Origin of the sequence: Streptomyces sp. NPDC058326 (genome assembly GCF_042879855.1) — a bacterium.
In the GTDB taxonomy this organism is placed as follows: Bacteria; Actinomycetota; Actinomycetes; order Streptomycetales; family Streptomycetaceae; genus Streptomyces.
On sequence record NZ_JBHVZO010000012.1, the window covers coordinates 145,032 to 160,957 of the forward strand.

At 71.6% G+C, this 15,926-nt stretch carries 12 protein-coding genes; 6 read left to right on the plus strand and 6 right to left on the minus strand.

The window, feature by feature from the left end; genetic code table 11:
- Window positions 1–8 precede the first annotated feature (8 nt).
- From ACFVYX_RS22510 to ACFVYX_RS22525, 4 genes are all read right to left on the minus strand, one after another.
- The gene (locus tag ACFVYX_RS22510; protein ID WP_389683199.1) at window positions 9–875 is read right to left on the minus strand and encodes a carbohydrate ABC transporter permease; all 867 of its coding nucleotides are present in this window, start codon (window positions 873–875) and stop codon (window positions 9–11) included.
- Window positions 872–1,861, minus strand: coding sequence for a carbohydrate ABC transporter permease (locus tag ACFVYX_RS22515; RefSeq protein ID WP_389683200.1), 990 nt, complete (start codon window positions 1,859–1,861; stop codon window positions 872–874). The genes ACFVYX_RS22510 and ACFVYX_RS22515 overlap by 4 nt, the downstream gene beginning before the upstream one ends.
- On the minus strand, window positions 1,858–3,183 hold the full coding sequence (locus ACFVYX_RS22520) for an extracellular solute-binding protein (protein WP_389683201.1): 1,326 nt from the start codon (window positions 3,181–3,183) through the stop codon (window positions 1,858–1,860). The genes ACFVYX_RS22515 and ACFVYX_RS22520 overlap by 4 nt, the downstream gene beginning before the upstream one ends.
- 319 nt (window positions 3,184–3,502) lie before the next feature.
- A complete protein-coding gene (locus tag ACFVYX_RS22525; protein ID WP_389683202.1) occupies window positions 3,503–4,513 on the minus strand; it encodes a hydroxyacid dehydrogenase in 1,011 nt (336 codons plus the stop codon).
- A gap of 350 nt (window positions 4,514–4,863) precedes the next feature.
- Between ACFVYX_RS22525 and ACFVYX_RS22530 the strand changes: the two genes are divergently transcribed.
- The 6 genes from ACFVYX_RS22530 to ACFVYX_RS22555 all read left to right on the plus strand — a co-directional run bounded on the left by ACFVYX_RS22530 (window position 4,864) and on the right by ACFVYX_RS22555 (window position 11,710).
- Window positions 4,864–5,736, plus strand: a complete 873-nt coding sequence (locus tag ACFVYX_RS22530) for a fumarylacetoacetate hydrolase family protein (RefSeq protein WP_389683203.1) — start codon at window positions 4,864–4,866, stop codon at window positions 5,734–5,736.
- A 13-nt stretch (window positions 5,737–5,749) separates the two neighbouring features.
- Window positions 5,750–6,418, plus strand: coding sequence for a GDSL-type esterase/lipase family protein (locus tag ACFVYX_RS22535; RefSeq protein WP_389683204.1), 669 nt, complete (start codon window positions 5,750–5,752; stop codon window positions 6,416–6,418).
- A 337-nt stretch (window positions 6,419–6,755) separates the two neighbouring features.
- A complete protein-coding gene (gene thpR / locus ACFVYX_RS22540) occupies window positions 6,756–7,385 on the plus strand; it encodes an RNA 2',3'-cyclic phosphodiesterase (RefSeq protein WP_389683205.1) in 630 nt (209 codons plus the stop codon).
- 145 nt (window positions 7,386–7,530) lie between these two features.
- A complete protein-coding gene (bla, locus tag ACFVYX_RS22545) occupies window positions 7,531–8,448 on the plus strand; it encodes a class A beta-lactamase (RefSeq protein WP_389683206.1) in 918 nt (305 codons plus the stop codon).
- 388 nt (window positions 8,449–8,836) lie between these two features.
- Window positions 8,837–10,147 (plus strand): hypothetical protein, encoded by a 1,311-nt coding sequence (locus tag ACFVYX_RS22550; RefSeq protein ID WP_389683207.1) that lies wholly within the window; start codon window positions 8,837–8,839, stop codon window positions 10,145–10,147.
- A 252-nt stretch (window positions 10,148–10,399) separates the two neighbouring features.
- On the plus strand, window positions 10,400–11,710 hold the full coding sequence (locus tag ACFVYX_RS22555; RefSeq protein WP_389683208.1) for a phytase: 1,311 nt from the start codon (window positions 10,400–10,402) through the stop codon (window positions 11,708–11,710).
- Window positions 11,711–11,775: 65 nt separating this feature from the next.
- Here ACFVYX_RS22555 and ACFVYX_RS22560 read toward each other — a convergent pair whose 3' ends face one another.
- Window positions 11,776–14,805, minus strand: coding sequence for a hypothetical protein (locus tag ACFVYX_RS22560; protein ID WP_389683209.1), 3,030 nt, complete (start codon window positions 14,803–14,805; stop codon window positions 11,776–11,778).
- Entirely contained in the window at window positions 14,802–15,923 is a 1,122-nt protein-coding gene (locus ACFVYX_RS22565) for an AAA family ATPase (protein WP_389683210.1), read from the minus strand. The genes ACFVYX_RS22560 and ACFVYX_RS22565 overlap by 4 nt, the downstream gene beginning before the upstream one ends.
- Window positions 15,924–15,926 lie beyond the last annotated feature (3 nt).

Genomic DNA, 15,926 nt, shown 5'->3' on the forward strand with positions numbered 1-15,926 from the left:
GTGCCTGTTCAGCCCTTGAGGGCGCCGCTGGACAGGCCGTGGACGAAGGAGCGCTGGAAGAAGAGGAAGACGACGACCGAGGGAAGCAGGGCGAGCAGGGACGCGGCCATCACCACGCCGGGGGTGACGAGCGGGTCGACCCGCAGGGTCCGCAGGGCCAGCGGCAGGGTGTACGAGGAGGAGTCGGTGGCCACGAGCAGGGGCAGCAGGTACTGGTCCCAGATCATGGTGAAGCCGAAGACGCCGATGACGCCGAGCGCGGGCCTGCACATCGGGAGGATGATCTGGGCGAAGATCCGCAGGTCTCCGGCGCCGTCGATACGGGCGGCCTCCTCCAGTTCCCTGGGCACCTCCTTCATGAACTCGGTCATGACGAGGATGGAGAACGCCCAGGCGCCCACGGGCACGATCATGCCGGCGAGCGAGCCGATCAGGTTGATGTGGACGACCGGCAGGTCGGCGAGGATCACGGAGAGCGGGATGGCCAGGATCTCCTCCGGCAGCATCAGCGTCGCCAGGATCGCGACGAACGCCAGCGTCATCCCCTGGAACCGCTTCCTCGCCAGGGCGTAGCCCGCGAGGACGGAGACGGCCACCTGGAGCAGCAGTCCGAACCCGACGACGAAGAACGAGTTGAGGAGGTACGTCAGGACGCCCTGGTCGAAGGCGATCGTGAAGTTGTCCAGGGTGGGCTCGGACGGGATGACGCTGAGCTGCGTCGGGTCCTTGACGTGGTTGAACGCGCTGACGAGGAGGGCGAGGAGAGGCCCGGCGAAGACCAGAAGGACCAGGAGGTACGTGGCGGCCTTCAGGGCGCGGCCGCCGGCGCTCCGGCTCTCGGTCAGCCCCAGCGCGGTCTCGGTCGGCGCGCTCATTCGTTACCCCTCCGTCGGAACAGGTGGACGCAGACCGTCAGGAGCAGCGTCGCAAGGAACAGCAGGACCGCTCCGGCCGCGCCGACGCCGAGCCGGTTCTGTTCGAGGCCCAGCTTGTAGATCACGGTCATGACGACCTCGGTGGAGCCGTCGGGGCCGCCGTTGGTGAGCAGGAAGACCTCGGTGAAGACGCGCAGGCCCCGGATGGCCGCGAGGATGAACAGGATGGTCAGCACGGCGCGGAGACCGGGGATCGTGACGTGGCGGATGCGCTGGAACCTCGACGCCCCGTCGACCTTGGCGGCCTCGTACAGTCCTCGGTCCACGCCGGCGAGACCGGCCAGGAAGATCATCATGTCGTAGGGCGCTCCCCGCCAGATGCCGGTGAGCACGAGGGAGGCCATGGAGGTGTCGGGATCGTTGATGAACCCCGACGGACCGAGGCCCACCAGGCCGAGGAGGGAGTTGAGCATGCCGTCCCCGGTGGGGTGGTACATGATCCGCCAGAGTTCGGCGACGACAGCGATCGGCACGACGACCGGGAGGAACGCCGCCGAGCGTACGAAGCCGAGCCGGCGTCCCTGTCCTTCCATGAGCAGCGCCAGCGCGAGGCCGAGCAGCATCGATCCGGCGGTCTGGCCGAGGGCGAGGACGAGCGTGTGCCAGGCGGCCTCGCGGAAGCCGTCCGACGAGAGGACCGTGGCGTAGTTCTCGCCGCCGACCCACCGGTTGCCGAGGTAGGGCTGGACGTCCTGGAAGGACATGGTCAGCGCGCCGGCCATGGGGATGAACTTGAAGCAGAGGAAGAGGAGCAGGGCCGGCGCGAGGAACAGCCACGGCGTCCACCACCTGCCCCCACGGCGGTTCCGCACCCGGCGGGAGACGGGCGGCCCTTCCGGTCGTCGAGCCGGGGCGCCCGGCTCGGCGCGCGGGGTGGAGCCGGCCGCCGCGCGAGCGGCCGACGTCACCTGCTCGACGCTCGTCATCCGGCGATTCCCTGCTCCTGGAGGAGGGCGGCGAGCTTCTTGTCGAGCTCGCGCAGCTTCTCACCGGTGTCCAGGGAGCAGTCCGCCATCAGCGCGTTGACGGTCTCGGCCGTGGCCTGGCGCACCGGGGTCCAGTTGGGGATGGAGGGCGCGTAGCGACCGGAGGCGCGGTAGACCTCGGCGTACGTCTTCCAGCGCGGGTCGGGCCGTACCTCGGCGATGTCCACCGTCTTGTTGACGGGCAGCTGGACGGTGGAGCCGTCCTCGCCCTCCATGCCGAGCTTCTGGCCCTCGGCGGAGATGGCGTAGCCCGCGAAGGCGTCCTGCCCGGCGCGGTTCTCCGAACCGGCCATCAGGTAGACGGTGCCGCCCTCGGCGAGAACGGTGGCGTCCTTCGGCCCCTTGGGCATGGGGACGACCTCGTACTTCTCCTTGCCGAGCGACTTGTCGAAGCGGGGCATGAGGTAGGGGCCGACGACGAACATGCCGGTCCTGCCCGCCTCGAACGTCTCGTTCGTCGGCGGGGTGTCCATGGTGACGGCGCCGGGCTGGATGACCTTCCGGTCACAGCCGAGTGCGCGGAACCAGCGCACGGCCTCCGTCGACTCCTTGCCGGACATCGACGGCTTGTACGTCCCGCGGCCCGCCTCGGTGATGAAGTCGCCGCCTGCGGCCCAGAGGAAGTTGGAGAAGTACCAAGAGGCGTAGCCCCGCTTGGTGGAGAGCGGGGCGGCGAGGCCGTAGGTGTCCTGTCGGCCGTTGCCGTCGGGGTCGCGGGTGGTGAAGGCGTCGGCCATGGCGGCGAGGTCGTCCCAGCTCCGGGGGGTCCGCAGCTTCAGCTTCTCGCGCCAGTCCTTGCGGATGAGGAGGGCGCCGGCCTGGGCGGAGTAGGGGATGCCGTACTGCTTGCCGTCGACGCTCTTGCCGGAGTTCAGGCCCTGTTCGACGAGGTCCTCGCTGTTCTTGATCGCGCTCAGGTCGATCTCCCTGAGCAGCCCCTGACTGTGCATCGCGCCGAGCTGGGTGACATCGTTCATGACGATGTCGGGCAGGTTCCGCTGGGCGGCGCGCTGCTGGAGCTTCGTCTCGAAGTCGTCGAAGATCGCGGTGACCTTCACCTTGTGCCCGGTGGCCTTCTCGAAGCCCGCGACGAGTCTCAGCGTCGCCTTCTCGCCGGGGCCGCCGGGCGTGGTCCTGGTCCACAGCTCCAGCTCCGCCGTGGAGTCCTGCTTCGCGTCCACTCCCGCGGGGCCCGACGTACAGCTCGTCAGGGCCAGCGCGGAGGCGAGAAGTCCCGCACCGATCCAACGCGTTCTCTGCATGACCACTCCTGTTCGCCGCCTTCGGCAGCTGGCCTGTAAGCGCTTGCCGGGGACGCTAACCCTCGGCCGATCGGGGGTCAATAGTCCGATGACTGAAAAGAGTTGACGCGTGGGAGGGTGTCTCACCTGGGGCGTGGACCGTCTCGCTCATCACCCCCTTGAGCTGTATGGAAAGGGGATCGCAGGTGAAGCGCTTCACCTCGGCCGCGGGAGCGCTCCCGCACGATCATGATCGAAGCCCCCAAGAAAGATCCGATGTCTCATCGGTCTGGGAATCGTGAGGGCTCGACAATCAAGCCATGCTGACCGCGCTCCCGCGTCACGCCCTGGTCGCGGCCCTCGCCGGTTCGACGGCGTGCCGCAGGGGCTCCCCGCGGACCAGTCGGCGCAGTTCGTCGCGGACGAGCTCGCCCAGGCGGGCGCGCTCCCCGCCCATGGCGCCGGCGATGTGCGGGGTGAGGAGGACGTTCGGCAGGGTGAACAGCGGCGACCCGGGGTCTGGCGGCTCGGGCCAGGTCACGTCGAGCACGGCGGTGAGGTCGGGCCTGTCGCGGAGCACACCGATCACCTCCGGCTCGTCCAGTACGGCACCACGCGCGGTGTTGACGAGCGTGGCACCCTCGGGCAGGAGCGACATCAGCCGCGCGCCGACGAGCCCCTCGGTCTCGGGCAGCAGAGGCGCGTGGACGCTCACGACGTCGCTCGATGCGAACAGCACCTCGATGGCGACCAGCCGGACATCCAGCTCGCGGGCGGCGGCCGGCTCGACCACGGGGTCGCAGGCCAGCACCTCGACGTCGAAGTGCCGCAGGTGCTCCGCCACGAGCCGGCCGATCTCGCCGAGGCCGAGCAGGCCCACACGTGAGCCGTAGGCCCCTGGGACCCGGGGGTCGTGCGGGAAGCGGCGAGCCTCGGCCGCCTCACGGCCGAGGCGGTGGACCTGCTTCAGACCGAGCAGGATCTGGGCCAGGCTGAACTCGGCGACCGGGACGGCGTTGGCCCGGGCCGCGGAGACGATGGGGACGCCGCGGGCCCAGAACGCGGGGGTCGTCAGGTGCCGCACCGAGCCGGCCGCCACCATGACCGCGGACAGGTCCGGGGCGTGGGCCAGCAGGTCCGCGTCGAGCACCGGGGCTCCCCAGCCGGTGAGCAGGACGTCGACCCCTTCCAGTACTCCGGGATCGCGCAGGAGAGCGTCGCGGGTGAGCGCCGGGGCGCGCCAGCGCACCAGATGCCCGATGTCCGCGAGGACGTGCGCGGGGTAGACATCGGCTCTGCGCTCTTCCTCCATGACCAGCAGGGCATGGGGCGTCGTCGTCTCAGCTGCCATCGGATCGGCCTCCTGGGGGCGGGCGTTGTCGGCGCTCGCCGGCCGTCCGCGTCCGCCCTGCGTCGGTCGGCGCGCCACACGATACATCCGATGACACCGGGAAGCGATGACCGAGACCCTCACCCGTAGCCGACTGCCCCCACGCCCGGTCAACCTCGCCCCGAGCCCGGCGACGGGTGCTCCGATGACGGGTGCTGACCATCCCTCGCACGGGAGAACGGTGACGACGGCCGACGGGAATCCGCCGAACGGCTGGACAAAGCGCGGCTCTGTTGGTTGCATTCCCAGGGCCGAGACATCCGATGTCTCGGGGGATGACTCCACCACTTCTACGGCGAAGGACGGCCAGGGTGCGTGTGCTGCGAGTGGGTGAGGCCGGGGCGGAACGCCTCGCGGTCCTGGACGGGTCGGGCGGACTTCTCGACGCCTCCGGCATCGCCGACGACATCGACCACCGGTCCCTCTCCGACGGCGTGCTCGACCGCCTCGGCCGAGCCGTGACCGAGGGAGCCCTGCCCGCCCTGGACGCGCCCGGCGACCGCGGCCCCGACCAGGTACGCGTCGGCGCGCCGGTGGCGCGGCCCGGGAAGGTGGTGTGCATCGGCCTCAACTACCGGGACCACGCGGAGGAGACGGGGGTGGACCTGCCCTCCGAGCCGGTGGTGTTCATGAAGGACCCGTGGACGGTCGTGGGCCCGTACGACGAGGTGCTGATCCCCCGGGGCAGCGCCAAGACCGACTACGAGGTCGAGTTGGCCGTGGTGATCGGCAGGACCGCCCGCTATCTGCGGAGCGACGAGGACGCGCTCGCGTGCGTCGCCGGATACGCGGTCTCGCACGACGTCTCCGAGCGGGAGTTCCAGCTGGAGCGCGGCGGCCAGTGGGACAAGGGCAAGAGCTGTGAGACGTTCAACCCGCTCGGCCCCTGGCTCGTCACACCGGACGAGCTCCCCGACCCGCAGAAACTCGCGCTCCGGCTGTCGGTGAACGGAACGGAGCGTCAGCACGGTTCGACCGCGGACATGGTGTTCCCCGTCGCCGCGATCATCCGCTACCTGAGCCGCTTCATGGTGCTCCACCCCGGGGACGTCATCAACACCGGTACCCCGGCCGGTGTCGCCCTCGGCCGTCCCGAGTCCCGGCCGTACCTGCGCGACGGCGATGTGGTCGAGTGCGGCATCGAGGGGCTCGGCACCATGCGTCACACGTTCCGACAGGCCTGAGGAGAGTACGTACGTGCGGTTCACCCAAAGCGAGCGGCTGGTCTTCACCGGCGACTCCGTGACCGCCTCCGGCCGTGACCGCGAGGACCCGATGTCTCTCGGCGAGGGGTACGTGCGGATGATCGCCGAGGCGCTGCCCGCGTCGGCGACGGTCGTCAACACGGGCCTCGACGGCAACCGCGCCCGCGACCTGGAGGCGCGCTGGACCGCCGATGTCCTCGGTCTCGCCCCCTCGGTGGTGACGGTCCTCATCGGCATCAACGACACCTGGCGCCGGTACGACCGTGGTCTGCTCAGTCCGGTGCCGGAGTTCGAGGCCTGCCTCGACCGCCTTCTCACCGGCACCCTCGCTCCTGCCCCCGGCGAGCGGAGGGGCGCCCCACGTCTGTTCGTCATGACGCCGTTCCTGCTTCCCGTGGGGCCCGGGCAGCAGACCTGGTACGAGGACCTCGCCCCGCGTACCGAGGCCGTCGTACGGACCGCCACCGCCCACGGCGCGACGGTCGTCCGCACGGACCTGGCCCTGTCGCGCGCCGCCGGGGTGCACGGCGCGGCCGCCCTCGCCCCCGACGGGGTCCATCCGAGCCCGCTCGGTCACCGCGTCATCGCCGAGGCGTGGCTGGCGGCGGCGGAGGCGGCCGGTACGGACGGCGCGGCGGGGATCGGGCAGGACAGGGAGTGACTCGCCCCCGCCACGGGGGGGGACGAACCTCCGTCATCGTGGGCGTACGGAATCGTGAGCGTACGGAATCGTGGGTGTACGGAGAGCAGCGCACAGCTTCGTGCCGGTGCCGGGTCCCGCTCGCCCGGGCGGGCCGGACCGGGCACAGCTTCGTGCCGGTGCCGGGCACCGCGTACCCTCACCTCGGAACGGCCACCGGCGCCGGGCTCCGACGGCGATCGGCTTGTCGATGCCGAGGGGCGGGGCGGGGCCGGGGAGCGGCGTCGGGTCCGGTGGGACGCGGGTCGTGGGAAGCGGATCGAGGGACGCCGGACGTACGGCGAGCGGGGAACGGCAGATGACTCAGACACGCGGCCGGGGAACGAAGCCCGAAGGGGACGACGGCGACCGTGCCTCGACCGTGCGCCTCTTCATCGCCCTCGCCCCGCCCGACGAGGCGAAGGACGAGCTCGCGCGGGCACTGGACACCGCGTACGCCACCTACCCGCGGATGCGGTGGAACCGCATCGAGGACTGGCACATCACGCTGGCGTTCCTCGGCGAGCTCCCCGTCGGGACCGTTCCGCTGCTGCGTCCGCCGCTCGCGGACCTCGCGGCGGCACACCGGCCGGTCGACCTGGCGCTGCGCGGCGGCGGGCACTTCGACGAGCGGGTGCTGTGGAGCGGGATCGACGGAGACCTGGAAGGGCTTCACGCGCTCGCGGCCGACGTCCGGGCCGTGGTCGGGGAGTGCGGTGTCGCCCTGGAGGACCGGCCGCTGCGCCCCCATCTGACGCTGGCCCGCGCCCGCCGCGACGATCCGTCCAGCGTCCTCGACGTCGCCGCGGGCCTGGCCGGCTTCACCGGACGCCGTTGGCCGGCCGAACGCCTCCACCTCGTCGGCAGCGATTTCGGCCGGGGCCCGGGGCCCATCCGGTACCGGGACATCGAGGCCTGGCCCTTCGAAGGACGCCGGACGGGCGAGTGAGCGGGTGGACGGGGACGGGTGAGCGGTGAGCGGGTCAGCCGTAACGGTGAGCGGTGAGCCCGTGAGCAGGTGAGCGGTGTCGCAACCGCCCGGGATCCCGGGGCGTGTTTCCCTGTGCAGTGATCACTCCGGAAAGGGAAACACGTTGTCCGTCTCTGGTCTCACCCCGTCCCGCCGCACCGCACTCGCCCTCGGCGCCGGTGCCGCACTCGCGTCCGCGTTGCCGCTCGGAGGGACCGCGTACGCCTCCTCGCCCGGTGGGGAGAGCATCGTCGCGCGGCTGAGGGAGCTGGAGCAGCGGCACTCCGCCCGGCTGGGCGTGTTCGCCCACGACGTGCGGTCCGGGGCCTCGGTGGCGTACCGAGCCGACGAACGCTTCCCGATGTGCTCGCTCTTCAAGACCCTCGCCGTCGCTGCCGTCCTGCGCGACCTCGATCACGACGGCACGTTCCTGGCCCGTCGCCTCCACTACACCCAGGCGTACGTCGATCGGTCGGGCTACTCCCCCAAGACCGGGCTGCCCGAGAACGTCGCCCACGGGATGACCGTCGCCGAGCTCTGTGACGCCACCCTGCGCCACAGCGACAACACCGCCGCGAACCTGCTGCTCCGCGAGCTGGGCGGCCCGACGGCGGTCACGCGGTTCGCCCGGTCGATCGGCGACGGCAGGACGCGGCTCGACCGCTGGGAGCCCGAGCTGAACTCCGGGGAGCCCTGGCGGAAGACCGACACCAGCACGCCCCGAGCCATCGGCCGGACCTACGGGCGGCTCGTGCTCGGCGACGCGCTGCCGCACCAGGACCGGGAACGGCTCACCGACTGGATGCTCGCCAACACCACCAGCGGCGAGCGGTTCCGCAAGGGCCTGCCGGCCGACTGGATCCTCGCCGACAAGACGGGCGGCGGCCGGTACGGCGGCAACAACGACGCCGGTGTCGCGTGGCCGCCGGGCGGCGGCCCGATCCTGCTGGCCGTGATGACGACGCGCTTCGAGGAGGACGCGGCACCCGTCGACGCGCTGGTGGCCGACGCGGCCGCCCTGGTGGCGGCGGAACTCGGCTGACGCCCCGGAGAAACAGCCCGAATAAATGGGTTGAGCGCCGTCCCCGGCTTTCCTAGGCTGTGGGCACACGCTGAAAGGAGGTGATCCGAGAAATGGTTTCTTTTCGGATTCGTGAGGTGACTGCGGGCTAACGGCCTGCCGTCGCACTCTGTGCACCTCGGCAGGCCACCTGCCGAAAACCACGCAGTCACCCGACCCGTGGGCCGCCGGTTATCCGGCCGGCTCCCGTCCGAACTCGAGCGGACGGGACCAGGCCCACGGGTCGTCCGCGTTCCCGGGCCGAGGAAGGTCCGCACCCCCCCTCTCGTCTTGCGTTGACCTCCCCGGCATGGTCGGATGACCTGTCTTTCTCAAGATCATTACGTTGGGGGCAGAGTTGACCAGAGGTATGGACCGCCGTTCCGTCATCAGAGGCCTGGCCACCGCCGGAGCCGGCGCCACGGCGGGGGCCCTGGTGACGGGGAGCGGGCCGGCGTACGCGGCGGGTTCCGGGGACGACCCGTACAGCGTCGACGTCATCAGCAAGGGTGCCGACCCGACCGGTGCCACCGCCAGCGACGCCGCGTTCCGGGCGGCCGCCGCCGAGGTGCTCGCCTCGTTCCAGCCCGGCCCGATCTCCGGCGCGATTCCCAGGAAGGTCCTGGTCATCCCGCCCGGCACCTACCTCCTGACCCAGCCGGACTCACTGCTGCCGAACATCGACGGCGAGGGCAACGGCGGCATCGTCGACGGCGTGTCCATCACCGGCTACGGCAAGCGGCTGTCCCGGATCGTGTACGCGCCGACGGCGGACGACACCACGCTCTGGACCAACTACCAGCGCTACAAGAACATCCGGATCTCCGGGCTCACCTTCACCAGCACCAACGCCACGTCGAGCTTCAACTACGCGTACTCCTCGGCCGAGTACGGCGTCCAGGACACCTGGTACACCGACGTCGAGTGGCGCGGCAGCTGGAAGCGGGGCATCGGCCTGGACGGCCCGGCCACCACGTCCAACCTGAACAGCGAGATGGGCTGGGACCACTGCCAGGTCGGCGGCTCCTACTCCGACGCCTTCCTCGTCATGGGAATGACCCCGGCGGCGACGCAGCAGGACCAGTTCCTCAACTACTGGTTCCGCGACTGCAAGGTGGAGTACCAGTCCGGGGTGTTCGTGAAGAACAACCGGGGCGGCTCCATGAACTTCACCGGCGGCTCCTACATCCTCACCGACCCCGCGTCGACCGGCACGTTCTTCCAGCTCACCGCCGACGCGACCACCCGTGCCGACTCCGTCACGCGTCTGTACGCGCAGGGCATCCGGTTCGAGCTGCGCGGCGTCGGCCACAAGGTGATCGACTCCCGCTGGTACAAGGGAAGCATCACCTTCGTGTCGTGCGACGACACCGCCCTGAGCTTCAAGTCCTGGGCTCCGAACGCCGTCACGCACGTGTACGACTTCCAGGCGAACGGTTCCCGGGGCCCGATGGTCCGTTACGAGGACTGCGGCCTGATGGGCTCGCACCAGGTGACGACCGGGGCCACCGCGACCACGGCCGGCAAGGTGCTGTACGACGGGTGCCGGTTCATCGACATGCCGGCCGCGACCGGATCGACCGGGTTCCTGCGCTGGACCGGGGCCGTCGCGCCCCGCTACGAGATGCGCGACTGCCTCGGGGGCGCCACCTACCTGGCGGACGTGAAGAACCCCGCCTGACCGCCGACGGGCACACTGTGCGGTCCGCGACACGCGACGCGGACCGCACGGTGGTTCATCACACCTCCCGCGACACGCGACCCGGACCGCGCCGTAGTTCCTCACACCCCGCGACATGCGACGCGGACCGCACGGTGGTTCATCACACGTACACCTGGGCCCGGGGTTGCCGGCCGTCCGGCGGCCGCCGGACGGACACCGAGGGGGACCACGCTCACGCAGGACCAACCACCCCCTGCAGAGGAGAGTCGTGTGAATCGCTCCACCACCGCCCGGCCGCTCGTACTGGCCGTGGCCACGGCGCTCGCGGCAGCGGCCCTCGCCGTTCCGGCCCGGGCCGACCACCGTGCCTCCGGCACCTCGCTGCCGGCCGTGACGCCCCGCGCGGAGACACCCGTGCTCCACGACGACGACGCGGGCGGCAACGCCGACGCGGACGACCCCGCCATCTGGCGCAACGCCGCCGCCCCCGGCCGCAGCCTCGTCATCGCGACCGCCAAGGAGGGCGGTCTGCGCGTCTACGACCTGGACGCGCGGCCGGTGCAGTCGATAGCCGCGCCCCCCGCCGCGGGCGAGGACGACGCCCCTGGCCGCTTCAACAACGTGGACCTCGTGCAGGGGCTGCGGCTCTCCTCCGGCCGGGCCGACCTGGCCGTCACCAGCGACCGCGGCCACGACCGGCTGCGGTTCTACCGCATCGACCGCGACCGCCCCGGCGGCCCGCTGACCGACGTCACCGACCCGGCCGCGCCGCCCGTGTTCTCCCGGGACCAGGCCGAGATCAACGACCAGCGCACCGCCTACGGCCTCGCGACCTGGACGGACCGGGCAACCGGCAAGAGCTTCGCCCTGGTCAGCCGCCGTGAGCGGACCAGTATCGCGCTGCTCGAACTGCTCCCGGCCGCCGGTGGCAAGGTCACCTACCGCACGGTCCGCACCCTGGACCTGCCCTCCACGTTCCGGCTGCCCGACGGCACGTCGTGGTCGCCCTGCGGCGAGCCCGGCGAGCTGCCCCAGGTCGAGGGCATGGTCGTCGACCCCGCCGACGGCACCCTCTACGCCGGCCAGGAGGACATCGGCATCTGGCGTCTGCGCGCCGACCTCACCGGCACCCCGAAGCTGGTCGACACCGTCCGTGAGTACGGCGTTCCCGGGGTCTACGACGAGGAGACCGAGGAGTGCACGCCGGGCGCCGACCCCGGCTACGGCGGCACGAAGCTCTCCGCCGACGTCGAGGGCCTGACGCTGGTCACCGAGCCCGACGGCGACGGGTACCTCCTCGCCTCCAGCCAGGGCGACAACACCTTCGCCGGCTACGACCGGGAGCTCGCGGACGACAACGAGTACGAGGGCGGCTTCCGGGTCGCGCCCGCGAGCGGCGCCCTCGACGGCTCCGAGGAGTGCGACGGCGCCGCCGCGCTGAACGCCCCGCTCGGCTCCGCCTACCCGAACGGCCTCCTCGTCGTGCAGGACGGCCACGACGCCCCGGGCGACGGCGACCGGCCCGCGACCAACTTCAAGTTCGTCGACCTCGGGACCGTCCTGGACGCCCTGGACGACTGATCCTCGTCCCGGCCCCCTGCCCACACCGGCCGCCGACGTCTTCACGACGCGGCGGCCGGTGCGCGTCACGGGCTCGTGAGGAGCGCCGCGACCGCGTGGGCGGTGGCGGGGTGGCGGGCCGTCAGGCCCGGGGAGCCGGCTGCCGACGCGGCCGGCTCCCATGGATCGCCGATCCCCAGGAGGTCCGCCGCCGCGTCACAGGCCGCCGGGTGGGTGAAGAGCAGCGCCGCACCCGTCGGATCGGTGTCCCGCCCGTCCGACGGGTCCCAAGGGTCCGTGACGCCCAGGAGTCCGGCCAGCGCGTCGCACGTCTCCGGGTGCGCCGGGAGCAGGGCCGCACCGCGCGGTGCGGCGGCCCGCGGGAGCAGCTCGTCCTCGGGGGGTACGCGCCACGGCGGGATCCAGGCGTCCAGGGCCGCGAGGCGCGCAGGGAAGACGCGGCCCGCTTCCCGGATGAGCAGGGGGGCCAGCTCCGCCGCGTTCGACCGGAGGGTGGTGATGAGCGTCGGCAGCCACGGCAGCAGCACGTCGTCCGGCAGCCGCCCGAAGGCGTTCGACACGGCTTCCACCACGACGTCCGCGAGGCCCGGCACGGGCTCGAGCGCGTGCACGAACCCGCTGAGGTAACGCGGGTAGGACGGCACCACGAGGGGGTGGGCGAGGAGTTCGTCGCAGCGGGCGCGCAGCTCGCCGCGGGAGAGGGTGCCGAGCTGGACCTGCGCGGCCCAGAGCAGTGCCGTCTTCGCCTGGTCCCCCGGGTGCGACTGCGCCACCGCGAGCTCCAGCTGCGTCCTGTCGCAGCCCAGGGACAGGGCCAGGCTCTCCATGCTGAACAGGAAGCCCAGCATCGCCGCCACCTGCCCCACGGTCGCGTCCTCGTCGCGGAACGCCGTCGGGAGCAGCGTGCAGTAGTGGGCGTACCCGGTCCTGACGAAGGACTCGATCCACGGCGGCAGCACCGGTTCGCCGGTGCGGTAGTACGCCAGCAGGCCGCGCACCCGGCGCAGTACCTCGGGAGCCCCGTCCACGGTGCGCTCGGACGCCAGGACCTCGAGGGCGCGGGTGCCGAGCTCGTCGGCGAGGCGTCTGCCGCCGAGGTGGAGGGTCGCGTCCTCGACGGCCGCGAGGACCTCCGCCGTCGTGGCCCGGGGCCCGTAGGCGGTGCGGCGCAGGCGCTGCTCGAGGACCTGCTCCAGGCTGACGCCCTCGTAGCCGAGTTCGATGAGCGCCCGCTGGTGGGTGCCGAGCGACAGGTCCCACGACTCCTGGATCGACCGCTCGCCGAGCCGGCGCTCTCCCATCACCGTGCGTGCCGCGCCCGGTGGAAGGAGGCGGCGCAGCATCCACAGGACGTCGGAGCAGGCCCGCAGCTCCGGGCGTGAGGCCATGTCGAGCAGGGCTCGGCGTACGCCGCGCTGCTGGAGGTTCAGTGCCAGCGGCGCCAGCCGGTCGTGGACGTCACGGGCGAGCGGCGGCAGGGCGTCGTAGCCGACCTGGCCGATCCGGTCGCCGCCCATCATGATCTCGACGAGCCGGCGCACGTCCCGCCGGCCGGGGACGGTGTCCTTCTCGATGCAGGTGACCGCCGCGTCCTGGAAGTCGTACGGCGTGGGCTTGGCCCGGTCACGCATGGCTGCGAGCAGGATCGACGTCTCGAAGACGGCGATCGCGTCGGCGGTGGAGGCGAGATAGCCGCTGCGGCGGGCGGCGCGGACGATGTCCACGGACCAGCCGAGCAGTTCGGCCTCGTCCAGGGTGTGCAGGGCAGGGGGCTGCCGGAGGAAGCCGGAGAGCCGGTCCTCCGTGAGCGCGGGGCCGGGTGTGGACGTGGGGCCGGGCGCGGACGTGGGCGCGGCGGTCTTCGCCGCCTTCTTCGCCGGGCGTGTCTTCCTGGCGCCGGCCTGCCCCTCCAGTCGGTACGGCTCGACCCTGGTGCGCGTGAGGTTCTTGGCCCACTCCGTGGCGGCGATCGACACGGAGCCGGGGGCCAGGCCGAACTGCGCCTCGATCGCCGCGTGGCTGGACGGGATCAGCCCGTACTGCCAGGTCGTCGCGGTACGCGGGGAGATGACGAAGTCTCCGGCGCCGTGCACGCCGAACTCCTCGACGCGACTGGCCGCGTGGAAGGCGCCGCACACGTAGAGGCAGTCCGCGGGGTCGGTGCCGGTCTCGGCGAGGTGCTCGCGCATCCGGGTCCACATGTGGCGCTCGCGGTCCTCGTCGACCCGGACGCGCTCCCCCCTGCCGGGGGCGAGGCGCCGGAACAGGCTGCCGATGAGGAACATGACCTGGCGGTAGGTGTCGTGGTCGCTGTCGCCGAGCGGGACCTCGACGTACTGGTGCCACCACTCCGACCAGTGCCGCACCTTGCCGTGGCGCAGCAGGTGCTCCTCCAGTTCGGCGAAGCGTGGCCGCAGGTCGCCGATCTCGACGCCGACGGCCTCGCCGTGCAGGGCGGCCTCGGGTTCGGTGGACGGGTCCACGGGCTCGGCGGACGGGTCCGCCGGTTCGGTGGACGGCTCCTCCGGCTGTTCGTGCCGGACGTCCCACTGGAAGACGTGGTCGGAGGAGCGGTCGACGAGGACCAGTTCCACGCCGGGCGTGTCGAGGGCGTAGGCGATGGCCTGGTACTCGGCGGACGCCTCGGTGACGGGGGCGACGACGGACAGCGGGGCCCAGTCGGGCGGGAAGCCGTCGATCTCGCTCGCGAAGGCCTGCACCGCGACCGGCAGGCGGCAGTTGCGCAGTTCGGTGAGGAGCGGCGCCATGTCCTCGCACAGTTCGAGGTACACGACCTTGGGCCGCTTCTCGCGCAGCCGTCGGGCCATGGCGAGGGCGGAGGCGGGCGAGTGGTGACAGACGGGGAAGATCTCCAGCGGTTCGCCGGCGGCGCGGTCGACGTCGTCGACCATGCCCAGGAGGATTTCCTCCAGGGCGTCCTGGCCACCGGCGAACTGGGCTGCCGCGTCATGGAGTTGCCCGCGCAGCGCGGCGAACCCGGCCCCCGCCGCGCGGGATCCAGCCTCGGGGGCGGTCTCGGTCCTGGGGTTGGTCTCGGTCCCGGGGTTGGTCTCGGTCTCGGGGGTTCCGGTCATGACAGCTTGGCGATCGCGTCGCGGCCGCCCTCCAGGAACTCGGGCCAGGAGCCGCCCTCCTGCTTGCCGCGCGGTTCGACGACTCCGTGCAGGTACTTGTTGAGGATGGCGAGGTCCTCGGGCTCGCGCCGGGCGAGCGTCCCGACGAGCGAGGCAGCGAGGGCGCGGGCCGTCAGGGTGCGTTCGCCGAAGAAGTCGCTGTGCAGGACCGCGTCCTCCAGGACGCCGATCTGCTCGGCTGTGGAGAGGGCGGACTCCAGCTTCTCGTCGTCGCTGCCCGCCGCGGCGGCGGAGGCACGCAGATCGGCGAAGCTCTGGAGGAGGACGTCGAGGAGGGTCGGCGGCACGTCCAGCTCGATCGCGTGCCGGCGCAGCAGTTCCTCGGTGCGGAAGCGGACGATCTCCGCCTCGCTCTTCTTGTTCGTGACGACGGGGATGCGGACGAAGTTGAACCGGCGCTTGAGCGCGGAGGACAGGTCGTTGACGCCGCGGTCGCGGCTGTTGGCGGTGGCGATGACCGAGAAGCCGGGCTTCGCGAAGACGATGTTCTCACCGCCGGCGCTGTCGAGTTCGGGGACCGAGATGTACTTCTCGGAGAGGATCGAGATGAGCGCGTCCTGGACGTCGCTGGTGGAGCGGGTGAGCTCCTCGAAGCGACCGATGGTGCCGGTCTCCATGGCGGTCATGATCGGCGAGGGGATCATCGACTCCCGGGACTGGCCCTTGGCGATGACCATGGACACGTTCCAGGAGTACTTGATGTGGTCCTCGGTGGTGCCCGCGGTTCCCTGGACGACCTGCGTGGAGTTGCGGCTGATCGCGGCCGAGAGGAGCTCGGCGAGCCAGCTCTTGCCGGTGCCGGGGTCGCCGATGAGGAGCAGACCGCGGTCGGAGGCGAGGGTGACGATGGAGCGCTCGACGAAGCTGCGGTCGCCGAACCACTTCTGCGTCACCTGCCGGTCCAGGCCGTCGGCGCGCTCGGAGCCGAGGATGAACAGGCGGACCATCTTCGGGGAGAGGCGCCAGGAGAACGGCTTGGGGTTGTCGTCGATCGACTCGAGCCAGTCGAGTTCCTCGGCGTACTTGATCTCGGCGGGGGCGCGGAGCAGGTCGGACATGGG